Consider the following 25,147-nt stretch of genomic DNA (forward strand, 5'->3'; position numbering starts at 1 on the left):
ATCAACATGGCACAGCTTTCGTTGAAACATATTCAAAAGATTTACGATAACCAGGTCCATGTGGTTAAAGACTTCAACCTGGAAATCGAAGATAAAGAGTTCATTGTCTTTGTCGGGCCATCAGGTTGCGGCAAATCGACCACGCTGCGCATGATCGCCGGACTGGAAGAGATCAGCGGTGGAGAACTGCTGATCGACGGCAAACGCATGAACGACGTTCCGGCCAAAGCGCGCAACATTGCCATGGTTTTCCAGAACTATGCGTTGTATCCGCATATGAGCGTGTACGACAACATGGCGTTTGGGCTGAAAATGCAGAAAATTGACCCAGGTGTTATTGATGAACGTGTGAACTGGGCAGCGCAAATACTGGGTTTACGTGACTATCTGAAGCGCAAACCGGGGGCGTTGTCCGGCGGTCAGCGCCAGCGTGTGGCGCTGGGGCGTGCGATTGTCCGTGAGGCAGGGGTGTTCCTGATGGATGAACCGCTCTCTAACCTTGATGCCAAACTGCGTGTTCAGATGCGAGCCGAAATCAGCAAGCTTCATCAAAAACTGAACACCACGATGATCTACGTAACCCATGATCAGACTGAAGCGATGACCATGGCGACCCGCATTGTCATTATGAAAGACGGGATTGTTCAGCAGGTTGGCGCGCCCAAAACGGTATATAACCATCCTGCCAATATGTTTGTGGCCGGATTTATTGGTTCACCATCAATGAATTTTATTCGTGGCGCGATTGATGGGGATAAATTTGTTACTGAAACGCTAAAGTTAACCATCCCAGAAGACAAACTCAGCATTTTGAAAAAACAGGGGTATGACCATAAAGCCGTTGTCATGGGGATTCGTCCTGAAGATATCCAGCCTGACGCATTATCTGATAATAACGTTGCGGCGCGGGTAAGTGTGGCGGAATTAACCGGGGCTGAATTTATGCTTTATACCACGGTAGGGGGGCACGAAATGGTGGTACGTGCTGGCGCAATGAATGACTATTCGGCAGGAGATAATATCACCATACATTTTGATATGGCTAAATGCCATTTCTTTGATGATGAAACGGAAATTGCGATCCAATAAAGCTCACAAAATAATTTGAATGGCGATAGTGCTGAAAGTGCATTAATCCAGAGGGGATACCGATGGTATTCCCTTTAGAGATATTAGCTGCCAGAAGTCGTCTCAATTTAAAAATGACGAGTTTACATATATCGGGGGATTCCTCCCGGTTGTAATTGCTTTTTTGTTAGACTTTTAACAAGGAACATAAATGAAAACCTTACTGTCCTCTACAGCGCTGCTGATGTGCGCCGGGATGGCCTGCGCGCAGGCTGCTGAAAACGATGACTGGCATTTCAATGTGGGTGCCATGTATGAAATAGAAAACGTAGAAGGCCATGCCGAAGATATGGACGGTTTATCAGAACCGTCAGTCTGGTTTAATGCCTCGAATGGTCCGTGGAAAATCTCACTGGCTTATTATCAGGAAGGTCCTGTTGATTACAGTAGCGGTTCTCGTGGTACCTGGTTTGATCGTCCTGAATTAGATATTCGTTATCAGATTACTGAAAGTGATGATTTCTCTTTTGGTCTGACGGGCGGATTACGTAATTATGGTTATCATTTTGAAGATGATCATGGCGGCGATGCGGGTACAGCAAATATGCAACGCTGGAAAATACAGCCCGACTGGGATGTTAAACTGAATGATGACTGGCGCTTCAGCGGCTGGTTCTCTATGTACAAGTTTGTCAACGATCTGGATGAAACGGGTTATTCGGATAGCCGCGTGGAAACAGAAACCGGTTTAACGTACAGAATCAATGATACCTTTTCTGTTGTGGCCAACTACTATTTAGAACGTGGCTTTAATATGGACAGTTCGCGCAATAATGGTGAATTCTCCACGCAGGAAATCCGTGCATATTTGCCTATTTCATTAGGCAATACCACGCTGACGCCGTATACCCGTATCGGTCTCGATCGCTGGTCTAACTGGGACTGGCAGGATGACATCGCACGCGAAGGGCATGATTTTAACCGTCTTGGTATGCTTTACGGCTATGATTTCCAGAATGGACTGTCAGTGTCGCTGGAGTATGCGTTCGAGTGGGAAGATCATGATGAAGGTGAAAGCGATAAATTCCATTATGCTGGCGTAGGATTCAATTACGCCTTCTAATGGGGAAGGGGCATGAAAATGCCCCTTTTTTTATTTAAGTGTCTTTGGCAACGATATTTGCGTGGCAATCGTGATATTTTGTAATTGTTTTTGACCAGCGATCAATTTAAACAGGAGATCGCAACTTTTTTCTCCCAACGCTTGCGTCGGTACATCAATACCGCCCGGTGGTGGGGTCAAAATAAACGAAAGCATTTCATTGCTGTAACCCACAACGGCCAGTTTATCCGGAATGACAATGTTTTTTTCCGCGGCTACGCGATAGATGCTCATCAGTTTAAGACTGTCTGTGGCGAATACCGCATCCGGAAGCGACTCTTGACTTAATAATTCCCGTGCGGCAGTTAATGCACTCTCGTGGGTATATCCACCATCGACGATCCATTCTGGTCGGGTAGGGAGTGCATGTGCTTGCAAACTGTATTTATATCCGTTAACGCGATCAATGGAAACATGATAATCAAGCGGGGCGTGCAGACAGGCAATATTTTTATGACCGCTTTCAATGAGGCTATTCGTCAGCGCAACACTATCCTGAAAGTTATCCGTATCAACGGAATAAACATGCGAATACTGCCCTTCAACTTTCCCAATGACCACCACCGGAATTTCGTATTTATTCAGGCGAGCAAAGAAGGTTTCATCTGCCGGAGAACTCAGCATGATAATCCCTTTGATCATTTTTTGTTTTATCTTGCTTTCACATTTTTGTAAATCATCTTCGGTATTTCTTGATGTTTGTAAGATGACATCAAAACCTTCCTCTTCGGCACTGGCCGTGATCACGTGCAGTACTTCAGAGAAAAAGGGGTTTCCGGCGGTGGTTTTAGCAGAACGGGTTGAAATAACCATTATTGCATCAAACCCGGAAGAGGTTAGAGCACGCGCAAGTTTATTTGGCTGATACTGCAGTTCATCAATGGCGCGTAATACTTTCTCTCGCGCCTCTGGTGAGATATTGGTTTGCTTATTGAGAACGCGTGACACTGTTGATTTTGAAACGCCAGCGACACGCGCAATATCATATATGGTAGGAGACATGTACCCCGAGCCCGTCCGAGAGTTAATGACGCACATCTTATGGAGTTAACTGGCGAATGACAACACAAGGCAGTTGATTATCAACAGCCTGACCCCACATTAATACGAATACGTTATAATTTTTTCGGGTCTTCAGGCACAACGGGATGGCGATGAAGCGATTTAAAAACGAATTCAATGCGCTGGTCAATCGTGGGGTCGACAGACATCTGCGCCTGGCGGTGACCGGACTGAGCCGCAGTGGCAAAACGGCGTTTATCACGGCGATGGTGAACCAACTGCTGAATGTGCATACCGGCGCTCGTCTGCCACTGCTCAGCGCCGTGCGGGAAGAACGTCTGCTCGGGGTAAAGCGGGTGCCGCAACGTGATTTTGGTATTCCGCGTTTTACCTATGATGAGGGGCTGGCCCAGCTCTATGGTCAGCCTCCGGGTTGGCCGACGCCGACGCGTGGCGTGAGTGAAATTCGTCTCGCGTTACGTTACAAATCTAATGATTCCCTTCTGCGCCATTTCAAAGATACGTCCACCCTGTATCTGGAGATTGTGGACTATCCCGGCGAATGGCTGCTCGATTTACCGATGCTGGCACAGGATTACCTGAGCTGGTCACGACAAATGACAGGGCTGCTGCAGGGCAAACGGGGCGAGTGGTCAACCAAATGGCGTCAGTTATGTGAGGGACTGGATCCACTGGCACCTGCCGATGAAAACCGTCTGGCTGACATTGCGGCCGCGTGGACTGATTATCTGCATCAATGCAAACAAGAAGGTTTGCATTTCATTCAACCGGGACGCTTTGTGTTACCAGGGGATATGGCGGGGGCACCGGCCCTGCAATTTTTCCCGTGGCCGGATGTGGATGCGTTTGGTGAATCGAAACTGGCGCAGGCCGACAAGCACACCAACGCCGGAATGCTGCGCGAGCGCTTTAATTACTACTGCGAAAAAGTGGTAAAGGGGTTCTACAAAAACCACTTCCTGCGCTTTGATCGTCAGATCGTATTGGTGGACTGTTTGCAGCCGCTCAACAGCGGGCCGCAGGCGTTTAATGATATGCGTCTGGCCTTGACGCAACTGATGCAGAGTTTCCATTACGGTCAGCGTACGTTGTTCCGGCGGCTTTTTTCGCCCGTTATCGACAAACTGCTGTTTGCCGCCACCAAAGCGGATCACGTGACCGTCGATCAACACGCCAATATGGTCTCTTTGCTCCAGCAACTGATCCAGGATGCCTGGCAAAATGCCGCCTTTGAGGGGATCAGTATGGATTGTCTGGGGCTGGCGTCCGTACAGGCGACCACCAGCGGGCTAATTGATGTGAATGGCGAAAAAATCCCTGCGTTGCGCGGAAATCGCCTTAGCGATGGTAAACCCCTGACCGTCTATCCCGGGGAAGTGCCCGCGCGTCTGCCCGGACAGGCGTTTTGGGACAGCCAGGGGTTTCAGTTTGAAGCGTTTCGCCCCCAGGTGATGGATGTCGACAAACCGCTGCCACACATTCGTCTGGATGCCGCGCTGGAGTTTTTGATAGGAGATAAATTGCGATGACCGAACCGTTGAAACCGCGTATCGATTTCGCCGGGCCGCTGGAAGCAGAAGTACGTCCGACCTTTAAGTCGCAACAGTCCTTCAGCGAAACAGAGGCGCAGACCTTCGCGCCAGCGAAGACAGAAGAGCCGCTGGAGGACGAAGGACAAGCAGAAGCGGTCATTGATGCCGCATTACGTCCGAAACGCAGTCTGTGGCGCAAAATGGTGATGGGCGGCCTGGCGCTGTTTGGTATAAGCGTCGTCGGTCAGGGCGTTCAGTGGACAATGAATGCCTGGCAAACCCAGGACTGGGCCGCGCTTGGCGGCTGTGCGGCAGGCATGTTGATTATCGGCGCGGGTGTTGGGTCGGTGGCGACCGAGTGGCGTCGGCTGTGGCGGTTACGCCAGCGCGCGCATGAGCGTGATGAAGCGCGTGAGCTGTTACACAGTGTCGGTACCGGTAAAGGGCGCGCATTTTGCGAGAAACTGGCGCAGCAGGCGGGTATTGATCAGTCACATCCGGCGTTACAACGCTGGTACGCCTCGATTCATGAGACGCAAAACGATCGGGAAGTGGTCAGTCTGTATGCGCATCTGGTGCAACCGGTGCTGGACGCGCAGGCCCGGCGAGAAATCAGCCGCTCGGCGGCGGAATCGACCCTGATGATTGCCGTCAGCCCGTTAGCGCTGGTGGATATGGCCTTTATTGCCTGGCGTAATTTACGCCTGATTAACCGCATCGCCACGTTGTACGGCATTGAGCTGGGCTATTACAGCCGCTTGCGGTTATTCCGTCTGGTGCTACTGAACATTGCGTTTGCGGGCGCCAGTGAACTGGTGCGTGAAGTCGGGATGGACTGGATGTCGCAGGATCTGGCGGCACGTTTGTCCACCCGCGCCGCGCAGGGGATAGGCGCAGGGCTGTTGACGGCCCGCCTGGGGATTAAAGCTATGGAGCTTTGCCGTCCTTTACCGTGGATTGATGATGATAAACCGCGGCTGGGGGATTTTCGGCGCCAGTTGGTGGGTCAGCTCAAAGAGACGCTGCAGAAAAACAAATCTTCCCGCGAAAATTAAACCTGATCTGGGTGCTGACCGTACAACTTTACGCGTCAGCGCCCAAATTTCCACCATGCTGTCAATATTTGTTGACAGACTCCTTCCTGCTAACCGAATAGTGGCTTATCATCTGTTTAATAGTTCATTGATTAGGTGAAGGTTCCCATGCGTCTGGAAGTCTTTTGTGAAGATCGTCTAGGTCTGACCCGTGAATTGCTGGATTTACTGGTACTTCGCAGCATTGATTTACGTGGTATTGAGATTGACCCCATTGGGCGGATTTACCTTAATTTTGCTGAACTGGAGTTCACCAACTTCAGCAGCCTGATGGCGGAGATTCGTCGCATCGCGGGCGTCACTGATGTGCGCACCGTGCCGTGGATGCCGTCCGAGCGCGAGCATCTGGCGCTTAGCGCCTTGCTTGAGGCGCTCCCGGAGCCGGTTCTGTCGCTGGACATGAAAAGCAAAGTGGAGATGGCGAACCCCGCGAGCTGTCAGCTTTTCGCGCAAAACCCGGAGCGCATGCGCAATCACACGGCGGCGCAATTGATCAATGGTTTCAACTTCCAGCGCTGGCTGGAGGGCAATCCGCAAGGCTCCCACAACGAACATGTGGTGATCAACGGTCAGAATTTCCTGATGGAAATTACGCCGGTCCATCTGCAGGGCGAGAATGACGAACATATGCTGACAGGCGCGGTGGTGATGCTGCGTTCCACCCTGCGGATGGGGCGTCAGTTGCAGAACCTCAACACCCAGGATTTGAGCGCCTTTAGCCAGGTGATTGCCGTTAGCGCCAAAATGAAACATGTGGTTGAGCAGGCCCGTAAGCTGGCAATGCTGAGCGCGCCGCTGTTGATCACCGGTGATACCGGGACAGGGAAAGATCTCTTTGCACACGCCTGTCATCTGGCGAGCCCGCGCGCAGCAAAACCGTATCTGGCGCTGAACTGCGCGTCCATTCCGGAAGATGCGGTTGAAAGTGAGCTCTTTGGCCACGCGCCGGAAGGCAAAAAAGGGTTCTTCGAACAGGCGAACGGCGGCTCGGTGTTGCTGGATGAAATCGGCGAGATGTCGCCGCGTATGCAGACGAAACTGTTGCGCTTTCTCAATGACGGTACGTTCCGTCGTGTGGGCGAAGATCAAGAGGTTCACGTGGATGTCCGGGTGATTTGCGCCACCCAGAAGAACCTGGTGGAACTGGTGCAAAAAGGACTGTTCCGCGAAGATCTTTATTACCGCCTGAATGTTCTGACGCTCAACCTGCCGCCGCTGCGCGACTGCCCGCAGGACATTATGCCGCTCACCGAGCTGTTCGTGGCGCGTTTTGCCGATGAGCAGGGCGTGCCGAGACCAAAACTGGCGGCCGATCTTGGAACGGTACTCACCCGTTACGGTTGGCCCGGTAACGTACGTCAGCTCAAAAACGCCATTTACCGTGCGCTGACTCAACTGGAAGGTTACGAGCTGCGCCCACAGGATATTTTATTGCCGGATTACGATGCCGCGACCGTTGCTGTCGGAGAAGATGCGATGGAAGGGTCACTGGATGATATTACCAGTCGCTTTGAGCGTTCTGTGTTGACGCAGCTTTATCGCAATTATCCCAGCACGCGTAAGCTGGCGAAACGGTTAGGGGTGTCACATACCGCGATTGCCAATAAATTGCGTGAGTATGGCTTGAGTCAGAAGAAGAACGACGAGTAACCGCAAAAATGAAAATGCCTCCAAATCTGGAGGCATTTTTGTATCCGCGACGATTACGCTTTCAGGACGTCCAGCGCGGCGGTGTAGTCAGGTTCGTTGGTGATTTCATTCACCAGCTGGCTGAAAATGACGTTGTCGTTTTCATCGACCACCACCACGGCGCGTGCCGCCAGGCCCTTCAGAGGACCTTCGGTGATTTCCACACCGTAGTTTTTCAGAAAATCACTGTTACGCAGCGTGGAGAGGGTGATAACGTTGCTCAGGCCTTCCGCGCCGCAGAAACGAGACTGGGCAAACGGCAGGTCGGCAGAAATGCACAGCACCACGGTGTTGTCGATTTCTGTCGCGAGTTGGTTAAACTTACGTACCGATGCCGCACATACGCCGGTATCAATACTCGGGAAAATATTCAGCACTTTACGTTTGCCAGCAAACTGAGTCAGTGCGACGTCAGACAGGTCTTTTGCCACGAGGGTAAAAGCCTGCGCTTTGCTACCAGCCTGAGGAATGGAGTTGGCGACTGCAACGGGGTTGCCCTGGAAATGAACGGTTTGTGACATGGTTATCTTCCTGTTTACATATAGTTAACGTCGCGGTTAGTTTATGCCATCAGTAGTTAACACAGCAAACGCTATTTGTGGTGAATCGCACACCGCCGCAACATAAGGAGCACGAATGAGATCGGTGAAGGTGTATGAGGAAGCCTGGCCACTGCATACCCCCTTTGTTATTGCGCGAGGAAGTCGGAGCGAAGCGCATGTGGTGGTTGTGGAGCTGGAAGAAAACGGTGTGAAGGGGACGGGCGAGTGTACGCCTTACCCCCGATATGGCGAAAGCGATGCCTCGGTGCTTGCGCAGGTTATGAGCATAGCCCCGCAACTGGAAAAAGGGTTAACCCGCGAAACCTTACAACAGCTGTTACCTGCTGGCGCGGCGCGTAACGCGGTCGATTGCGCATTGTGGGATTTAAGCGCCCGTCAACAGCAGCAAACACTGATCGAGTTCGTTGGTATCGAGTTGGATTCACCGGTGATTACAGCGCAAACCGTGGTAATTGGAACGCCAGATCAAATGGCGGCCAGCGCGGCGGCCCTGTGGGAAAACGGGGCGACACTTCTGAAAGTGAAGCTCGATGATCATCTGATCAGCGAACGTATGGTGGCGATTCGTTCGGCGGTTCCTGAGGCGACGCTGATTGTCGATGCCAATGAGTCCTGGCATGCGAGTGGTCTGGCGGCCCGCTGTCAGCTACTGGCCGATTTGGGTGTGGCGATGTTGGAGCAGCCATTACCGGCGCACGATGATGCCGCGCTGGAGAATTTCGTTCACCCGTTGCCCATTTGCGCAGATGAGAGTTGCCATACCCGTAGCAGCCTGAAATCGCTGCAAGGGCGCTATGAGATGGTCAACATTAAGCTGGATAAAACCGGAGGGCTGACGGAAGCATTAGCATTAGCAACCGAAGCCAAAGCGCAAGGTTTCGGTTTAATGCTGGGCTGCATGTTATGCACGTCGCGTGCGATCAGCGCAGCGCTACCGCTGACGACGCAGGTGAGTTTCGCCGATCTTGATGGCCCGACCTGGCTGGCGGTGGATGTCGAGCCAGCACTGCATTTTACGACCGGAAAACTCCATCTTTAGGATGCCAGCGAAGCAGATTCGACATTGCCAGCAGATACGTCTCGCTGGCTTCGTCGGAAGAAATAGGCGGAAACTCAGCGGTGATGCAGTGCAGGTTGAGATCGGCGCACCAACTGCCAAAGGATCCTGGCGTTTCGTAACCCACGCTTGTTACCAGCGGCAGTTCGAACATCTGCGCCAGCCACGCGCCCAATTCACTGTTTTTTGGATCTTCAATGCAGGCCAGTGGGTCGTGGAACGATACGACCCAGGCAGGGTGTATACGGTGTATGAGCTGGCACAACGCCTGGGTTTCCGGCTCCGATCCCGAATGTTCTCCGGTAAGTAACACAACATCGCGCTCTTCAGCGGCGCTATTCCAACGATACACCGTCTCGCCCGCCCTCCAGTTTGCCGCCGGAAAGTTACGATTTAAATCGACACCGTTGGCATTGGCGCGCAGCCCGAGCTGGCAACCATCCGGATTGACGGCCAGCACCACATGATGACGACGTAAAGACGGGGTGAGGGTGCGCAGCGCGCAGGAGAGCGTGACCATCGATGAATTTTCATCACCGTGGGTGCCCGCTAAAATCAGACCGCTTTCACGATCGGCCGCAGGAGCCGGGAACCAGAGCAACGGCGCCCCTAAGAGTGAACGTCCATAGTGTTCTGTGCCAGGCGGAAATGCGCCGCGTTCGGCGCGAGGGCGAGTAACGGTCATAAGCGTCTCTGAATGCTGGAGTTATTATTCGCAGTGTTGTGCAAAATTAGCGGATAATCAAATCGTTTTCATAGACTTCTTATTCTCGTTGTAATATCAATTTTGTGTGGGAAGTTATTTGCTTTTCCCATAGTTAAAACAAATAATTACGCCGTCATTATATTCAGGATTAACTTATCGATTGGGGTACCTTATGAAGCTCTCTGTTTCAGTAACCTGTTGTGCGCTGTTGGTTAGCAGCATTTTTCAGACACATGCTGCCGATGTTCCCAACGGAACGGTTCTGGCAGAAAAACAAGAGCTGGTGCGCCATATCAAAGATGAGCCTGCGTCGCTTGATCCGGCTAAAGCCGTTGGATTACCGGAAATTCAGGTGATTCGTGACCTGTTTGAAGGGCTGGTCAATCAAAACGACAAAGGTGAAATTATTCCGGGTGTCGCCACCCAGTGGAAGAGCAATGACAACCGTGTCTGGACGTTTACCCTGCGCGACAACGCCAAATGGGCCGACGGAAGCCCGGTTACGGCACAGGATTTTGTCTATAGCTGGCAGCGTCTGGTGGATCCTAAGACACTGTCACCGTTCGCCTGGTTTGCAGCGCTGGCGGGAATTAATAATGCGCAGGCCATTATTGATGGGAAAGCCACGCCCGATAAACTGGGCGTCATCGCCGTTGATGCGCGAACGTTAAAAGTCCAGTTGGATAAACCGTTACCCTGGTTTGCGAATCTGACCGCCAACTTTGCATTTTATCCGGTGCAGAAAGCCAACGTAGAGAGTGGAAAGGACTGGACTAAGCCAGGCCATTTGATCGGCAATGGCGCTTACGTTTTAAAAGATCGCGTGGTCAATGAAAAGTTGGTCGTCGAGCCGAATACGCATTATTGGGATAATGCGAATACCGTCATCCAAAAAGTGACGTTCCTGCCGATAAACCAGGAATCATCCGCGACCAAACGTTATCTGGCGGGTGATATTGATATCACGGAGTCCTTCCCGAAAAATCTGTATCAGAAATTGATGAAGGATATTCCCGGCCAGGTTTATACCCCACCGCAACTGGGGACGTATTATTATGCCTTCAACACACAAAAAGGACCGACCGCGGATTCTCGTGTGCGCCTGGCATTAAGCATGACCATCGACCGACGTATTATGGCTGAAAAAGTGTTAGGCACCGGGGAAAAACCGGCCTGGCATTTTACCCCGGATGTGACGGCAGGATTTACACCTGAACCTTCACCGTTTGAGCAAATGAGTCAGGAAGAACTGAATGCGCAGGCCAAAACGTTACTGAGGGCGGCAGGCTACGGTCCGAATCGTCCGTTAAATCTGACGCTGCTGTATAATACGTCTGAAAATCATCAGAAAATTGCGATTGCCGTGGCATCGATGTGGAAGAAAAACCTCGGTGTGGATGTGAAACTGCAAAACCAGGAATGGAAAACCTATATTGATAGCCGTAATACCGGTAATTTTGATGTGATCCGTGCGTCCTGGGTTGGGGATTACAACGAGCCGTCTACTTTCCTTTCGCTGCTGACCTCAACGCATTCCGGTAATATTTCTCGTTTCAACAACCCGGCATACGATAAGGTTCTGACTCAGGCAACCCTGGAAAATACCGCGCAGGCACGTAATGTGGATTACAATGCCGCAGAAAAAATCCTGATGGAGCAGGCGCCGATTGCGCCAATTTATCAGTACACCAATGGCCGCTTAATTAAACCCTGGCTTAAAGGTTATCCCATCACCAACCCGGAAGACGTAGCCTACAGCCGGACCATGTATATTGTGAAACACTGATATACCGTCAACAATAAACCCAACGCTGGCGCAATTATAGCGCCAGCGTTTCTTTATCCGTTCAACCGTTTACTACTGTAATAGTTCGGCAAATTTTGCCAACCATTGTGGATGTGCAGGCCAGGCCGGGGCGGTGACCAGATTGCCGTCAACATGTGCCTGGTCAATGCCGATGTCAGCATACTGCCCCCCGCTGAGTCGGACTTCCGGCGCACAGGCTGGGTAGGCGCTACAGGTGCGTCCTTTGAGTATTCCGGCGGCAGCCAGCAATTGGGCACCGTGGCAAACGGCGGCAATAGGTTTACCCGCAGCGTCAAACGCCTGCACCAGCTTGATGGCTTTATCATTTAAGCGCAGATATTCCGGTGCCCGACCACCGGGGATCAACAGCGCGTCATAATTCTTTTCTTCCGCCGCCGCAAAATCGGCGTTGAGCGTAAAACGATGACCGGGTTTCTCGCTGTAGGTTTGGGCACCATCAAAATCATGAATCGCTGTCATGATATAGTCGCCTTTGGTTTTGTCAGGGCAGACCGCATCAACCTGATGACCAATCATCTGCAATGCCTGAAACGGCACCATGGTTTCGTAATCTTCAGCGTAATCACCCACCAGCATTAGAATTTTCTTGCCCATCCTCACCACCCCTGTATGAATAAAGATGTCTAAGATATAGCCTGGAGGACGCAGGAATGCGAACCTTCACCGCTTCTCAGGGCTGGTGTCAGCGCCTATGTTTAACTTATCATCCAGGCTGTATCGCCGGGCTTTCAGGGAAGAGGGAAATGACAGGATATTGGTGGAAAGACCTTGTTGACCGAAATAACCACTGGCAGGGTTTAACGCTGACGGTGCAGGAAGATTCGCGGGCAGGACAGGCAGTCGAAATACTTAGTGGTCATCATGGCCGGATGGCGTTAACCCTTTATGGCGAGACACTGTTCTGGGCCGCCATGCTCAAAGATCATTCTGGCGTTTGGGTGGTATTGAATACCGATTACGCCGGACGGCGGGATTTATTACCTCCCGTGACATCGGAAGATGTCGAGTTCATCAAACGCAAGCCGCAGGAGAACTGGACTGGCGAGTGGTGTCGCTATTTTGCCCGTCAGTTGATGAATACGCCTGTTCCACTCCTGTCGCCGCGCCGTTGGTTGCTAAGGCCAATGTCAGCTGCCGGACGCTCAGCGCCTTATTCCTGTCAGCAGCCCGTCGCTGTGAAAAACTGGCGCTTTGAATCGCCGGAGAGTAGCGGGAATTTCGGCTGTCACTGGACTCTTTATGGTGAAGATTTTCCCGACCTAGTCAATCCCGACAGCGTCACATTCGTCGACTGGTGGTGGGGCGGTAATTTGTTGCTAGGACGTTATCCCCTACAACCCGCTGCCGGGCGCCTGAAATGGTGGCGCAAAAAGTGCCGTGAGGGGACATTGCCGCCGATATTGGTCTGGTACATTGCAGGGTTGGGATCGTATGTGATCCTCGATGGTCATTATCGCCTGCAGGCGGCCATTGAAGAGGGGATTCCTCCCGACTTTCTGGTACTCAGTGAGCTTAATGAGCGGGAATTGTCAGCGCCTCCTGAAGAACGGACTCGTATTGTCCGGGCGCTGGAGAAACAGCAGCAAAACCCGGACTGTAATACAGAAGGGATAAATCAGACGCTGATTAATCTGTACGACACCCGTTATCTGTACGCAGCAACCCACAGCCGCGCGATTCTCGGGGAAGGCGCTGCATGGGCAAAACAGCTGGAAGACTATTTACGCCGACATAAGCTTGAAACGTATTTGGCGAGAATAGTGGGTCGGGTTAATGGCTGATTTTTTCAGGCTCATCAATATACAGCGTCTGGCTGGGAAACGCGAAATCAGCACCGTGGTTCTGCACGATATCAATAATGTTCAAATAAACATCTTGCTGGACCGCGAGCCATTCTTTCCATACCGTGGTTTTGCTAAAACAATAGACCAGAATATTCAGTGATGAATCGCCGAACTCGTTGAGATAAACCAGCAGCGTCTGTTTTTGGTCAATATCTGGATGGTGTTGAAGCATGGTTGTTACCGCCCCGACAATCTCGCGGACTTTCCCTGCATCCTCATAACGTAACCCGATCACCGTTTTGATGCGTCTGTTGGTCATTCTGCCTGGGTTTTCTACGCTAATTGAAGAGAATATCGAGTTCGGAACGTACAGTGGACGGTGGTCGAAAGTATTAATTTTGGTGATCCGCCAGCCAATTTCAGCCACTGTGCCTTCGATGTTTCTGTCGGGAGAACGGATCCAGTCGCCGATGCTAAACGGTCTGTCGAAATAAAGCATGATGCCTGAAAAGAAGTTACTCAGAATATCTTTACCCGCCATCCCGACAGCGATACCGCCGATCCCACCAAAGGTGAGCAGACCGGATAAACTCATGCCAAAATGCTCGCCGTACAGTAAAACGATCGAAATAATAATTGTGATCTTGATAATACGTGACACGATTCTGGCGCTGGTCAAATCCCGGCCTTTATCGATCTGCGCTTTCTCAAATTGGTTGATCACTAAAAACAGTTTGGTCGTCAGGATCAGCGCAATCAGCGAGGTGCAGATAAAGTCGATTACGCTGGCTGAAATGAACGTTAGCCTGTAGCTCTCGATGGCGTTATTGATGATGCAACCCATCGTACCGATGATAATCGCGTAAATAAAGAATTGGGCAGCATGAAAAATAAAACCTTTCTGCCATTTTAATTTACGGTAAAGCCAAAATCGCATCATGACCAGTGCGGCGCTACAACTGACAATCACCGCCAGATTGAATGAATTTTTTAAAATGAGATCCGCAGTCATAGGTATCGTTGTTGTTCCTGGAGGAGTATTTATGCATTACGGCCAACCTGAAGGGGTGACATTTTATCCAGCACAGACGCATCGCGGATAATGGAATGGGCGAAAAAAATAGCGCATTTAGCGCTAATTGTAGAAGAATGCCGATAATGTGAACGTAATGTCACGGTTTCTCGGGCAGACAATCGCGTATTGTCATGGTATTGTTACGCGCAAGTAACAGAGCTTTCATCTGCAAAAGGACGATACTATGATCATGACAACGCTGAAGACAGCAAAGGGGAAGAAGTTTCTGTTGTGCCTGCTGGGGGTATTTATCATCGCGGCGTCAGTGGTGACGCGAGCGACCATCGGAGGGGTGATAGAGCAATACGATATCCCGCTGTCTGACTGGACGACGTCAATGTATGCCATTCAATCTTCGATGATTTTCGTCTACAGCCTGGTCTTTACGATCTTGCTGGCGATTCCGTTGGGGATCTATTTCCTGGGCGGTGAGGATAAACACTGAGCAGAAAAAGGCCCGACGCATCGGCCGGGCCTTGATGGCAGGCCGGATAGGGTGCTGATACCGCCATCCGGCATTTTCATTAGCTAATTAATCGTCTTCTTCGTCGTCCAGTTCAACCGGCGTCTGATACTGATCGGGTTTGATGACCAACAGGTCACAGCGCAGATGGTCGATGACCTGTTCCGCCGTATTACCGAGGAACGCTGCGGAGAGCCCCGTGCGTCCGACCGTACCCAATACCACAATCCCCGCTTGCAGATGTTCTGCTAAATCAGGAATCACTTCTTCCGGCAGGCCTTTTTCAACGTGCGTGACATCCTCATTAATACTGAATTTCTGACGCAGCGCCTTCATCGCCAGCAGGTGCTGTCCGCGGATCGCATCGTTATAAACGCTCGGATCAAATTCAGGCAACTCAATGGCAATATTGATAGGTGTGACAGGATAAGCGCCAACCAAATGCACTTCGGTATGGTTGACCTGCGCTGCGAGTTGTATCGTCTCTTTGACCAGTTTTTCGTTCAACGCATTATGGTACGGTTCTTCACTTGCCAGATTTACCGCAACCAGCGCTTTACCCCCTTCAGGCCAGGGCTGATCTTTCACCATCCAGACCGGACTTGGACATTTCCGTAACAGATGCCAGTCAGTAGGGGTAAAGATGACAGCTTCCAGACGGTCATGCTGGTGCGCCATTTTCAGGACCAGGTCGTGCTTGCTACTGACGACTTCCTGGATAATCGCCTCAAAGGGACGGTTGTGCCAGACCACTTTAATATCAACAGGAATGCCTGCATCAATATAGTATTTTGCTTGTTCACGTATCCATGCTGTTCGCTGGCTGATGACGCCCTGACGCATTGCCGTGCGCTCATCAGGCGACAGCAGGGTAGTCATCTCATAGGAAAAGTCATAGATCGGCAGAAAGGCTTTGATTGTGCCACCAATCCGTTGATGCAAATAAACAGCTCGCCGTAATGCTGGTTGATCGTCCTGGTTCGGATCGATGACCACCAGCATGTTTTGATACATAGCCATACAGGGTCTCCTTACAACTGTCACCGCAGTTTGTATTTAAAAGAGTAACCCATATATGCTAATTGAAACAGGGAAGAACCTTCTGCCAGATCAATAAATCGGGGAAATCTACCGATTTGACAGAAGGATAACTGACACGTTTGCGAAATGATTAGGCAACGTTACGCGTATGACCCGCCAGAACTGCCAGCGCATCGCTGTTTTCGATCGTAATGTATTTACCTTTGACCGCCAGCATGCCGCTTTTCTGAAAACGCCCCAGCAGACGGCTAATGGTTTCAACCGTTAACCCAAGGTAATTACCGATATCGCCACGCGTCATGGTCAGGCGGAATTCACGCGGTGAGAAACCACGTTGCGCAAACCGGCGAGACAGATTGTAGATAAAGGCAGCCAGACGTTCTTCCGCATTTTTCTTCGACAATAACAGGATCATATCCTGATCGCCTTTGATCTCGCCACTCATCAGACGCATCATCTGTTGACGCAGATTCGGCATTTTGCCCGACAGGTCATCCAGCGTCTCGAACGGGATTTCGCATACCATTGAGGTTTCCAGCGCCTGGGCAAAACTCGGGTGATGACCGGTACCAATGGCGTCAAAACCGACCAGATCCCCTGCAAGATGAAAACCGGTGATCTGCTCATCGCCTTGTTCGGTGATGGTGTAGCTTTTAATCGTGCCGGAACGGATAGCATAGAGTGACTTCAGCTCATCACCTGCTTTGAACAGCGTCTGGCCTTTTTGAATAGGCTTTTTACGCTCGATGATATTATCAAGCTGGTCAAGCTCATGCTCGTTAAGTGTGAACGGGATGCAAAGCTGGCTGATGCTGCAATCCTGGCAATGGATAGCACAACCGCCAGACTGAATGCGCCGTATAATTCGCTTTTCCGGGATCATAGGTCTGCTCAAGCCGTAATTGATATTTGTCAATTTTAACATCTTTTTGGTGAGCACGTAAGTCTGAGCTACTCCCAATAGGGGATAATTCAGACATAAGTGGAGTGAATATTTATATCTCTTTGAAAAACATTAAAATATCTGCAGTTACTTTACAGTAAACTGTGAAGTAGATGGCACGAATTGCCTGGATTTTAAAGTAGCAGGTAACCTTCATGGCGCAGTAGCCACTCTTTTCGCTGCACGCCGCCGGCATACCCGGTCATCGTGCCATTACGTCCAATGACGCGGTGGCAGGGCACAACAATGCTGACGGGATTCGCGCCATTGGCGGCACCGACAGCGCGTGCGGCGCCAGGACGACCTAACTGTTCGGCTAACTGACCGTAATGCATGACATGTCCGCACGGAATGGACCGTAGCGCCCGCCACACCTCACGTTGAAAATCGGTGCCGCCGGTGGCGGTTTCCAGCGTATCGATAATACTGAGATTGCCCTCAAAATAGTCAGCGAGTTTATCGCTCAGGCCGCCGGGGTTTTTGGCGACAACACGCTCGTACCCTTCGCTGCGATAGTGAATATCCAGCAATTGCTCCATACGCTCGCTGTGCTGCTCCCACTCGATAGCGCGCAGGCGAAATTGTTCATCGCAAATCACCCACAGCGGCCCCAGCGGGGTCGCAATGTTGTCTTGAAGTAATTTCAGCATCCGTTTCCCTTATTCTGAACGGGGATATCACCGACACGGTCGGTAAAAAAGACAAGATATCATGCGACGATGATCGCCATCTATACCCTAAAAAGAGAAGGTGGGGTCGCTCTGCGCCCCACACTGCGGTGCATCCAGACCTGTTATTGGAAACAACTGTAAAGCGTTGTCGGCATAATATCGTGCGGTTATGATAGTGCAGAGGCTAAAGCTGGAGGATGAATCATGAACCTTGACGACACATCGCTATTTCTTGACGCCATGGAGGATGTCCAGCCGCTAAAGCGTTGTACGGATATACACTGGCAGCCCACGCGTAATCAGCGCGCCCCGCAGCGTCTGGATACGCTCCAGCTTGATAATTTTCTCACCACCGATTTTTTGGATGTTATCCCGCTCAGTCAGCCACTGGAATTTCGCCGGGAGGGTTTGCAGCAAGGGGTAACCGATAAACTGCGTTTAGGTAAGTACAGTCAGCAGGCGAGCCTGAATTTGTTGCGCCAACCGGTTGAAGAGTGCCGCAAGATGCTGTTCAGTTTCATTTTACAGTCATTGCAGGACGGCTTACGTAATGTACTGATTATCCACGGTAAGGGACGGGAAGACCGTTCACATGCTAATGTTGTCCGCAGCTATGTCGCCCGATGGCTGACAGAATTCGACGATGTACAGGCCTATTGTTCGGCGTTACGGCATCATGGCGGTAGCGGTGCATGCTATGTTGCGCTGCGCAAAACCGCGCAGGCGAAACAAGAAAACTGGGAACGTCACGCCAAACGCAGCCGCTAGTATTATCACGGTAAAAATGCGCCTGCGCCGCCAGGGGCGGGCCGCAACGTCAGGACAGAATAACCAGCGTCTTCCATGACGCATCAACTGTTTCACGCGACGTCAGGCGGCGAGTACCCTGTTACGTCCGTCATTTTTGGCTTTGTATAACGCATCGTCCACGCGTTTAAACAACTCGTCGATACTTTCATTCTGTTCATGTCGCGCCACACCAATACTGACCGTAAAACGCGGTAAGCCAGCGATACTGATTTTGGCGACACTGGCGCGCAGGGTTTCGGCGATGGTCATTGCCGTATCCAGCGGTGTACGCGGCAACAGCAACACAAACTCCTCGCCCCCCCAGCGAAAAACCAGATCGCCTTTACGGGCATGGGCTTCAAGCGTGCGTGAAAGGGCACACAACACCTCATCGCCTTTCAGATGGCCATAAAGATCGTTGATACTCTTAAAGCGATCGGTGTCGATCAGCAGCAAACTGTAATCCTGCGTCAGCGCTAAATGGGGCGTCTGGCTCTGCTCGGTAAGCTGGTAAAATTGCCTTCGGTTCAATAAACCGGTGAGCTCGTCATGCATGGCGGCGCGTTCAAGCTCCTGCTCAAGCCGCTTTTGCTCGGTGATGTCGTGGATGATACACAACATCAGCCGTTCGCCGTAGATTTCGATAGGGCCTGCATACGTTTGTACGTGACGGGTGGAGCCGTCAGCCAGTTTGTGCACGAAATTGAGCGGCTTATGCCCTCCGGGCAGGCGCGCGACTTCATGCATAACAGGCAACACATGACGGCCTAATTCATTAATTTCCCACGTATGCTTTTGGCATATCACCTCGTGGCTGTAGCCGTAGAAGTTCATGGCCGCCAGGTTAGCATCCACAATCAGCCCCTCACGTGAAGGATCGATCAACAGCATGGGCGCGGTGTTCGTCTGGAAAAAACGGGCATAGAAGCCCTGTTTCTTGCGCTGATAGTTTGCCGAACGGCTAGCCTTGAGTCCCTGAACCGCCTGTACTTCGAACCCCTCAAAGACAATCACATCGTCCTCAGGCGCGAGTGTTTTGATGGAAAGTCGGCAGGTCAGCGCATTTTCCTGACCATGAGAATTCACTGTCAGGATTTCTACAATATCCCGCTTATTTCGTAGGTCAGTGATATACATGGATAATTCAATTTGCGCATGTGCCGAAAATAACCCTTTTCGCAGTTGGCTGAATGTATTTTCCTGCATCAGTTCCCGCGCTGCGGTATTGGCAAATACCAGCGCTTCTTTATGTGGTGAGACAATCCAAACAGGAACGGTTAATAAATCAAGGGCATTGAGTTCGTGTGCAATCATCGATAATCCTGTTATCTTCACATGCTGTGCAGCCAATTATTGGCAGATCATTTTTATCATCAATCTCTTACAGCGAAATAGTTTGCTGCGGAGTTAATGGGGACACAGCTTTCAACTGCTTTACGATACTGTCTCTTTGGATCAATTCTGGGATTCTATTCGCTGGAATCGGTTTTGCAAACAAAAAACCTTGCAGAACGCCGCAGCCCATGCGGGTTAACAGCATTTCTTGCTCAGGGGTCTCGATACCTTCAGCGACCACGCGCATATTCATAGAGTGCGCAATGTCGATAATAGTAGACACTATTTTCATATTCTTGCTGTTTTCACCGAGATCTTTAATAAATACCCTGTCAATTTTTAACTCACGGGCCGGAAGTGATTTTAACATCAACATATTTGAATAACCGGTCCCGAAATCATCAATAGAAACGATGATCCCTGCTTCAGAAAATGTATTCAATATTTCGACGCTGCGCGATAAATTTTTAAAGGCAACACTTTCAGTGATTTCCAGCGTTAATTGCGTCGGCGAGAGGTGATAACGTTTCAGCGACTCAGAAACAATGTCGACGATATCATGTTGCTCAAATTGGGTGGGGGAAAGATTGATGGCCAGTGACCATTCAGGGTGCCCTTGTTGTTTCCATTGATTAAGCTGGAAACAGGCTTGCTGAATCACCCAGTTTCCTACCGGAATGATAAGCCCTGTATCTTCCAGCGCTTGCAGGAATACACCCGGCAACAGCAGTCCTTGTTCAGGATGCCGCCAGCGAAGTAATGCCTCAAAACCGGTGAGAGCATGGTCCCCGGCCGTGTATTTAGGCTGAAACCACAACTCAAATTGATGTTGCTCGAGCGCCAGAGGGAGGCCCTGCAGGATCCCTGCCGCGGAGGCCACAAGGGCCTCCATTTCAGGCGTATAAATCGCCCAGCCATTTCTGCCTTTCTGCTTAACATGGTACATGGCCACGTCGGCTTTCACTTTGAGGTCGTGCAGCGTGGAACCATGTTCAGGATAAAAACTGCTCCCGGCGCTCAGCGAGACACGAATCATGTGTCCGGAGAGCGAGAAGGGGGTATTGATTTCCCCGGCAATCCGCGTCAGTAAGGAGGATAGTGATGCTTTCGTGCTCCCCGGCACGAGCAGAATAAACTCGTCCCCGCCCAGTCGGGCTAGCGTCATCGTGTCGTCGAGGCATTTTTGGATCCGCTGTGCACTGGCAATCAGTAGCTGATCGCCAATGTGATGGCCCCACGTATCATTCACCATCTTGAACCGGTCTAAATCAATAAACACCAGGGCAAAATGTTGCTGGTGCAGGGCACAATGGTGCAGACAATCTTGCAGGCACATATCGATTTGTGTGCGGTTAGCAAGACCGGTGAGGGCATCAAACTGGGTTTGGTATTCAAGACGGGAATTTAATTGATGTAAATTGTCTGCCAGTCGCGAGGTTCGCAACTGCGAATCGACCATCGAAATAATCAGCATAATACCCAGAATCATCAGCGTAATGGCAGAAACCCAGACCGACAACTCGACCGTATTGATGCCGGTGTGCTGTGTATGCGCATAATGCGTAAATGTGGCTGCCCCCATGCCTGTGTAATGCATCGCACAAATCGCCAGCGCCATCACCAGCGCGGCGATAAGACGATTGATGAGCACTCTGCGGGAATGTTGTCGTAGATGAAATGCCAGCCACAATCCGGCGCCGGAGGCGACCACGGCAATGACGACGGAGAGCAAAATGAGGCTCGCATCCCAGATAATAGCGGAATGCTCCAGAATGGCGGCCATCCCGACATAATGCATACTCACCACGCCAGAACTCAAAATTCCTGTCGCCACCACGAGCCTTTTTCTTGAAAGCGTATCGCCGGAAATGGCGATAGTGATGGCCAGCGTGGCGGCCACCAGGGCGATCAGCAACGATAACGCGGTGAGGAGAAAATGATAATTCATTGGCATGCTCATTTTCATCGCCAGCATCCCGATGAAATGCATTGACCAGATGCCCATGCCAAGTGTCGCTCCACCCGAAAAACGCCAGAAAGCCGACCCACGACGACTGGAGATCGCCACTTTACCGGCACTGTCGAGGGCAACGAAAGAAGCGATAAAAGCGACTAAAAACGAAATGCCAATCAGAACGGGGTCCCAGGCAACGTGCAACATCTGGCTCTCCATTGAGAGAATATCGTGGAGATAAATCTAGCAGTAATTTGTGCTAGCGACCTGGTAAAACATGCTAATTAGTAACATATATTTTACATAAATGCGCCACATTGCAGAGCGGAAACCGGAACAGAAATGGCACCGGAGGGGATACTCAAGCGGAGTGAAGCTGTGGGCGAGTTGAGCGATATTTCTGAATCATTTCAGCACAATGGGATAATGAGATATTGCTTAACATGCGCCGAAGGCTAGACTATCGGTGAGAATGAATGACTGTGGAGGCGTTGTGGAAGCCATTAAGGGATCGGAAGTTAACGTACCGGATGCTGTCTTTGCCTGGCTGCTGGACGGCAATGGCGGCGTGAAGCCGTTAGAAGATAACGACATTATTGACAACGCGCACCCCTGTTGGCTGCATCTTAATTATACCCATCCTGACAGCGCGCAGTGGCTGGCGACCACGCCGTTACTGCCCAACAGTGTGCGCAGCGCGCTGGCGGGCGAAAGCATGCGTCCAAGAGTGAGCCGGATGGGGGAAGGGACGTTAATCACCTTACGCTGCATCAATGGCAATACCGACGAACGCCCCGACCAACTGGTTGCGATGCGTCTCTATATGGATGAGCGTCTGATTGTCTCCACCCGGCAGCGTAAAGTCCTGGCGCTGGATGATGTGGTGAGCGATCTGCAGGAAGGCACTGGCCCAGAAGATTGCGGCCGCTGGCTGGTGGATGTTTGCGATGCATTAACCGACCACGCCAGCGAGTTTATTGAACAGCTTCACGATAAAATTATCGACCTGGAAGACAACCTTCTCGATCAGCAAATTCCACCACGAGGTTTTATGGCGTTGCTGCGTAAACAGCTAATTGTGATGCGCCGATACATGGCGCCTCAGCGAGACGTTTACGCGCGGTTATCCAGCGAGCGTCTGCCGTGGATGAATGACGATCAGCGTCGTCGGATGCAGGACATTGCCGATCGCCTGGGAAGAGGGCTGGATGAGATTGACGCGTGTATCGCGCGCACAGGCATTATGGCCGATGAAATTGCGCAGGTGATGCAGGAATCACTGTCTCGCAGAACCTATACCATGTCATTGATGGCAATGGTTTTCCTGCCAAGCACCTTTTTGACCGGTTTGTTCGGCGTTAACCTTGGCGGAATACCCGGCGGGGGGTGGCGATTTGGGTTTTCCCTGTTTTGCATTCTGTTAGTGGTGCTGATTAGCGGTGTTACTTTATGGTTGCATCGCAGTAAATGGTTGTAACATCAACGATTTTTTGCCCTGTGCGAGTGTGAAAACGCCGTATAGTTTGAGCGAAGTCAATAAACCATCTACCTATTCGGGGCAATATCTCTCTCGCAGGTGAATGCAACGTCAAGCGATGGGCGTTGCGCTCCATATTGTCTTACTTCCTTTTTTGAATTACTGCATAGCACAATTGATTCGTACGACGCCGACTTAGATTAGTCGGCTTTTTTTTGCCTGCGGGACTACCCTAAAAGTGTCAGCCTGAACGACCGGAGGGTAACATGAACCGTTTTTTAACCCTACTGCACCTACAAACGCGTCAGCCGGAACCCCTGCCAACCGATCCGATACCGATGCCCGACCCCATTCCTCGTCCGCAGCCTATGCCCGATCCGCCGCCAGATGAAGAACCGATTAAAATGTCGCATCGTAAGCTGAGATCTGCGAGGATACGCGCCTGCTGATTACCAGCCATTTACGACGAGATTTTATTGTGACCGCTTTTTCAACCCTGAATGTTTTGCCTACCGCCCAACTCGAGAATCTTAACGAGTTGGGTTACCTTGAGATGACGCCGGTACAGGCTGCCGCGCTGCCAGCCATTCTGTCCGGGCGTGATGTCCGCGTGCAGGCAAAAACCGGCAGTGGTAAGACGGCCGCATTTGGCCTTGGGCTTTTGCAGCATATTGATGCGGGTCTGTTCCAGACGCAATCCCTGGTGCTTTGCCCCACCCGCGAACTGGCCGATCAGGTCGCGGGAGAGTTGCGTCGTCTGGCGCGTTTTCTGCCCAACACCAAAATATTGACGCTCTGCGGCGGGCAGCCTTTCGGCGCTCAACGTGATTCTCTCCAGCATGCGCCGCATATCATTGTGGCAACGCCAGGGCGCTTACTCGATCACCTGCAAAAAGGCACCGTTTCACTGGATGCCCTGAATACACTGGTGATGGACGAAGCCGATCGTATGCTCGATATGGGATTCAGCGATGCCATTGACGAGGTGATCCGTTTTGCCCCCGCGTCGCGTCAGACGTTGTTGTTTTCTGCCACCTGGCCTGACGCTATCGCTGCTATCAGCGGACGGGTTCAGCGGGACCCACTCACCATCGAAATCGACTCTGTCGACGCGCTTCCGGCGATTGAACAGCAATTTTTTGAAACCTCTTCGCACGGCAAAATTGCGCTGCTTCAAAAATTGCTCAGCCAGCATCAGCCAGCATCCTGCGTGGTGTTCTGTAACACCAAAAAAGATTGCCAGTCAGTTTGCGATGCGCTGAATGCCGCAGGGCAAAGCGCGCTGGCATTGCACGGCGATCTTGAACAGCGCGATCGTGACCAGACGTTGGTTCGCTTTGCAAACGGCAGCGCCCGCGTGCTGGTAGCAACTGATGTCGCCGCCCGTGGTCTTGATATCAAATCGCTGGAACTGGTGGTCAACTTCGAACTGGCATGGGATCCGGAAGTTCACGTACACCGTATTGGTCGTACCGCCCGTGCGGGTAACAGCGGGCTGGCCATTAGCTTTTGCGCGCCGGAAGAAGCACAGCGCGCGAATATTTTGTCCGAAATGTTACAGCTTAAACTCAACTGGCTGGTGACGCCGGGAAGCAGCCCGATTGTGCCCCTGGAGGCTGAGATGGCGACGCTGTGTATCGACGGCGGCAAAAAAGCCAAAATGCGTCCTGGCGATGTGCTGGGGGCGTTGACCGGTGATATGGGTCTGGATGGCGCCGACATTGGCAAGATTACCGTGCATCCGGCGCATGTCTACGTGGCGGTTCGCCAGTCGGTCGCGCACAAAGCGTGGAAACAATTGCAAAACGGGAAGATTAAAGGCAAGAATTGCCGGGTTCGTTTGTTGAAATAAGCGTTAAGAGGGCGTCTCAGGTATCACACCTGAGACGCTGA

At 51.4% G+C, this 25,147-nt stretch carries 23 protein-coding genes; 13 read left to right on the forward strand and 10 right to left on the reverse strand.

The features are described from left to right. Positions 1-6: 6 nt before the first annotated feature. Entirely contained in the window at positions 7-1,089 is a 1,083-nt protein-coding gene (locus JM656_RS10365; RefSeq protein WP_192612347.1) for an ABC transporter ATP-binding protein, read from the forward strand. Positions 1,090-1,279: 190 nt separating this feature from the next. Further along, entirely contained in the window at positions 1,280-2,191 is a 912-nt protein-coding gene (locus tag JM656_RS10370; protein ID WP_203361065.1) for an OmpG family monomeric porin, read from the forward strand. 30 nt (positions 2,192-2,221) lie between these two features. On the opposite strand, the gene JM656_RS10375 is transcribed toward JM656_RS10370, so the two are convergent. Further along, positions 2,222-3,232, reverse strand: coding sequence for a LacI family DNA-binding transcriptional regulator (locus tag JM656_RS10375; protein ID WP_203361066.1), 1,011 nt, complete (start codon positions 3,230-3,232; stop codon positions 2,222-2,224). Between the two features lie 152 nt (positions 3,233-3,384). Between JM656_RS10375 and JM656_RS10380 the strand changes: the two genes are divergently transcribed. The 3 genes from JM656_RS10380 (at position 3,385) to tyrR (ending at position 7,529) form a co-directional block, all read left to right on the forward strand. After that, positions 3,385-4,782 (forward strand): YcjX family protein, encoded by a 1,398-nt coding sequence (locus JM656_RS10380; protein ID WP_203361067.1) that lies wholly within the window; start codon positions 3,385-3,387, stop codon positions 4,780-4,782. Further along, positions 4,779-5,840, forward strand: a complete 1,062-nt coding sequence (locus JM656_RS10385; protein ID WP_203361068.1) for a YcjF family protein — start codon at positions 4,779-4,781, stop codon at positions 5,838-5,840. Before JM656_RS10380 ends, JM656_RS10385 begins: the two co-directional genes overlap by 4 nt. Before the next feature lie 147 nt (positions 5,841-5,987). Continuing rightward, a complete protein-coding gene (gene tyrR / locus JM656_RS10390) occupies positions 5,988-7,529 on the forward strand; it encodes a transcriptional regulator TyrR (RefSeq protein WP_203361069.1) in 1,542 nt (513 codons plus the stop codon). Positions 7,530-7,582: 53 nt separating this feature from the next. Here the strand turns inward: tyrR and tpx are convergent, their stop codons facing one another. Continuing rightward, entirely contained in the window at positions 7,583-8,089 is a 507-nt protein-coding gene (tpx, locus tag JM656_RS10395; protein ID WP_203361070.1) for a thiol peroxidase, read from the reverse strand. Between the two features lie 115 nt (positions 8,090-8,204). Between tpx and ycjG the strand changes: the two genes are divergently transcribed. Beyond that, entirely contained in the window at positions 8,205-9,170 is a 966-nt protein-coding gene (gene ycjG, locus JM656_RS10400; protein WP_203361071.1) for an L-Ala-D/L-Glu epimerase, read from the forward strand. Here the strand turns inward: ycjG and mpaA are convergent. Further along, a complete protein-coding gene (gene mpaA, locus JM656_RS10405; protein ID WP_203361072.1) occupies positions 9,145-9,873 on the reverse strand; it encodes a murein tripeptide amidase MpaA in 729 nt (242 codons plus the stop codon). The two genes, ycjG and mpaA, sit on opposite strands and share 26 nt — an antisense overlap. Positions 9,874-10,066: 193 nt before the next feature. Here mpaA and JM656_RS10410 point away from each other — a divergent pair, with 193 nt between their 5' ends. Beyond that, positions 10,067-11,680, forward strand: a complete 1,614-nt coding sequence (locus tag JM656_RS10410) for an ABC transporter substrate-binding protein (RefSeq protein ID WP_203361073.1) — start codon at positions 10,067-10,069, stop codon at positions 11,678-11,680. A 72-nt stretch (positions 11,681-11,752) separates the two neighbouring features. Here JM656_RS10410 and JM656_RS10415 read toward each other — a convergent pair whose 3' ends face one another. Then, on the reverse strand, positions 11,753-12,316 hold the full coding sequence (locus JM656_RS10415) for a DJ-1/PfpI family protein (RefSeq protein WP_203361074.1): 564 nt from the start codon (positions 12,314-12,316) through the stop codon (positions 11,753-11,755). A 149-nt stretch (positions 12,317-12,465) separates the two neighbouring features. On the opposite strand from JM656_RS10415, the gene JM656_RS10420 reads away from it, so the two are divergent. Next, complete coding sequence (locus JM656_RS10420) at positions 12,466-13,503, forward strand: ParB/Srx family N-terminal domain-containing protein (protein WP_203361075.1); 1,038 nt, start codon at positions 12,466-12,468, stop codon at positions 13,501-13,503. On the opposite strand, the gene JM656_RS10425 is transcribed toward JM656_RS10420, so the two are convergent. Beyond that, a complete protein-coding gene (locus JM656_RS10425; protein WP_203361076.1) occupies positions 13,493-14,518 on the reverse strand; it encodes a mechanosensitive ion channel family protein in 1,026 nt (341 codons plus the stop codon). The two genes, JM656_RS10420 and JM656_RS10425, sit on opposite strands and share 11 nt — an antisense overlap. A 247-nt stretch (positions 14,519-14,765) precedes the next feature. On the opposite strand from JM656_RS10425, the gene JM656_RS10430 reads away from it, so the two are divergent. Next, complete coding sequence (locus JM656_RS10430; RefSeq protein WP_192612335.1) at positions 14,766-15,026, forward strand: DUF2534 family protein; 261 nt, start codon at positions 14,766-14,768, stop codon at positions 15,024-15,026. A gap of 87 nt (positions 15,027-15,113) precedes the next feature. Here JM656_RS10430 and uspE read toward each other — a convergent pair whose 3' ends face one another. From uspE to ogt, 3 genes are all read right to left on the reverse strand, one after another. Next, the gene (uspE, locus tag JM656_RS10435) at positions 15,114-16,064 is read right to left on the reverse strand and encodes a universal stress protein UspE (RefSeq protein WP_203361077.1); all 951 of its coding nucleotides are present in this window, start codon (positions 16,062-16,064) and stop codon (positions 15,114-15,116) included. 151 nt (positions 16,065-16,215) lie between these two features. After that, entirely contained in the window at positions 16,216-16,968 is a 753-nt protein-coding gene (gene fnr / locus JM656_RS10440) for a fumarate/nitrate reduction transcriptional regulator Fnr (protein WP_015964308.1), read from the reverse strand. Between the two features lie 194 nt (positions 16,969-17,162). After that, positions 17,163-17,678 carry a methylated-DNA--[protein]-cysteine S-methyltransferase gene (gene ogt, locus JM656_RS10445; protein WP_203361078.1) on the reverse strand — a complete coding sequence of 172 codons (516 nt, stop codon included), beginning with the start codon at positions 17,676-17,678 and terminating at the stop codon, positions 17,163-17,165. Between the two features lie 225 nt (positions 17,679-17,903). On the opposite strand from ogt, the gene smrA reads away from it, so the two are divergent. Next, positions 17,904-18,467, forward strand: a complete 564-nt coding sequence (gene smrA / locus JM656_RS10450; protein ID WP_203361079.1) for a DNA endonuclease SmrA — start codon at positions 17,904-17,906, stop codon at positions 18,465-18,467. A gap of 102 nt (positions 18,468-18,569) precedes the next feature. Here smrA and JM656_RS10455 read toward each other — a convergent pair whose 3' ends face one another. Together JM656_RS10455 and JM656_RS10460 are read right to left on the reverse strand one after the other, a co-directional pair. Beyond that, positions 18,570-19,802 (reverse strand): sensor domain-containing diguanylate cyclase, encoded by a 1,233-nt coding sequence (locus JM656_RS10455; protein ID WP_203361080.1) that lies wholly within the window; start codon positions 19,800-19,802, stop codon positions 18,570-18,572. A gap of 67 nt (positions 19,803-19,869) precedes the next feature. Next, a complete protein-coding gene (locus tag JM656_RS10460; RefSeq protein ID WP_203361081.1) occupies positions 19,870-21,984 on the reverse strand; it encodes a bifunctional diguanylate cyclase/phosphodiesterase in 2,115 nt (704 codons plus the stop codon). A gap of 286 nt (positions 21,985-22,270) precedes the next feature. Here JM656_RS10460 and zntB point away from each other — a divergent pair, with 286 nt between their 5' ends. From zntB to dbpA, 3 genes are all read left to right on the forward strand, one after another. After that, positions 22,271-23,254, forward strand: coding sequence for a zinc transporter ZntB (zntB, locus tag JM656_RS10465; RefSeq protein ID WP_203361082.1), 984 nt, complete (start codon positions 22,271-22,273; stop codon positions 23,252-23,254). A gap of 266 nt (positions 23,255-23,520) precedes the next feature. Continuing rightward, positions 23,521-23,703, forward strand: a complete 183-nt coding sequence (locus tag JM656_RS10470; RefSeq protein WP_203361083.1) for a hypothetical protein — start codon at positions 23,521-23,523, stop codon at positions 23,701-23,703. A gap of 29 nt (positions 23,704-23,732) precedes the next feature. After that, entirely contained in the window at positions 23,733-25,106 is a 1,374-nt protein-coding gene (dbpA, locus tag JM656_RS10475) for an ATP-dependent RNA helicase DbpA (protein WP_203361084.1), read from the forward strand. Positions 25,107-25,147: the final 41 nt, after the last annotated feature.

This window comes from Citrobacter sp. R56 (assembly GCF_016811995.1).
GTDB classification, from domain to species: domain Bacteria; phylum Pseudomonadota; class Gammaproteobacteria; order Enterobacterales; family Enterobacteriaceae; genus Citrobacter_D; species Citrobacter_D enshiensis.

Coding starts and splice junctions, on each gene's coding strand:
- JM656_RS10365 (WP_192612347.1), top strand. CDS start 7: ATGGCACAGCTTTCGTTGAAACATATTCAAAAGATTTACGATAACCAG.
- JM656_RS10370 (WP_203361065.1), top strand. CDS start 1,280: ATGAAAACCTTACTGTCCTCTACAGCGCTGCTGATGTGCGCCGGGATG.
- JM656_RS10375 (WP_203361066.1), bottom strand. CDS start 3,232: ATGTCTCCTACCATATATGATATTGCGCGTGTCGCTGGCGTTTCAAAA.
- JM656_RS10380 (WP_203361067.1), top strand. CDS start 3,385: ATGAAGCGATTTAAAAACGAATTCAATGCGCTGGTCAATCGTGGGGTC.
- JM656_RS10385 (WP_203361068.1), top strand. CDS start 4,779: ATGACCGAACCGTTGAAACCGCGTATCGATTTCGCCGGGCCGCTGGAA.
- tyrR (WP_203361069.1), top strand. CDS start 5,988: ATGCGTCTGGAAGTCTTTTGTGAAGATCGTCTAGGTCTGACCCGTGAA.
- tpx (WP_203361070.1), bottom strand. CDS start 8,089: ATGTCACAAACCGTTCATTTCCAGGGCAACCCCGTTGCAGTCGCCAAC.
- ycjG (WP_203361071.1), top strand. CDS start 8,205: ATGAGATCGGTGAAGGTGTATGAGGAAGCCTGGCCACTGCATACCCCC.
- mpaA (WP_203361072.1), bottom strand. CDS start 9,873: ATGACCGTTACTCGCCCTCGCGCCGAACGCGGCGCATTTCCGCCTGGC.
- JM656_RS10410 (WP_203361073.1), top strand. CDS start 10,067: ATGAAGCTCTCTGTTTCAGTAACCTGTTGTGCGCTGTTGGTTAGCAGC.
- JM656_RS10415 (WP_203361074.1), bottom strand. CDS start 12,316: ATGGGCAAGAAAATTCTAATGCTGGTGGGTGATTACGCTGAAGATTAC.
- JM656_RS10420 (WP_203361075.1), top strand. CDS start 12,466: ATGACAGGATATTGGTGGAAAGACCTTGTTGACCGAAATAACCACTGG.
- JM656_RS10425 (WP_203361076.1), bottom strand. CDS start 14,518: ATGACTGCGGATCTCATTTTAAAAAATTCATTCAATCTGGCGGTGATT.
- JM656_RS10430 (WP_192612335.1), top strand. CDS start 14,766: ATGATCATGACAACGCTGAAGACAGCAAAGGGGAAGAAGTTTCTGTTG.
- uspE (WP_203361077.1), bottom strand. CDS start 16,064: ATGGCTATGTATCAAAACATGCTGGTGGTCATCGATCCGAACCAGGAC.
- fnr (WP_015964308.1), bottom strand. CDS start 16,968: ATGATCCCGGAAAAGCGAATTATACGGCGCATTCAGTCTGGCGGTTGT.
- ogt (WP_203361078.1), bottom strand. CDS start 17,678: ATGCTGAAATTACTTCAAGACAACATTGCGACCCCGCTGGGGCCGCTG.
- smrA (WP_203361079.1), top strand. CDS start 17,904: ATGAACCTTGACGACACATCGCTATTTCTTGACGCCATGGAGGATGTC.
- JM656_RS10455 (WP_203361080.1), bottom strand. CDS start 19,802: ATGATTGCACACGAACTCAATGCCCTTGATTTATTAACCGTTCCTGTT.
- JM656_RS10460 (WP_203361081.1), bottom strand. CDS start 21,984: ATGTTGCACGTTGCCTGGGACCCCGTTCTGATTGGCATTTCGTTTTTA.
- JM656_RS10470 (WP_203361083.1), top strand. CDS start 23,521: ATGAACCGTTTTTTAACCCTACTGCACCTACAAACGCGTCAGCCGGAA.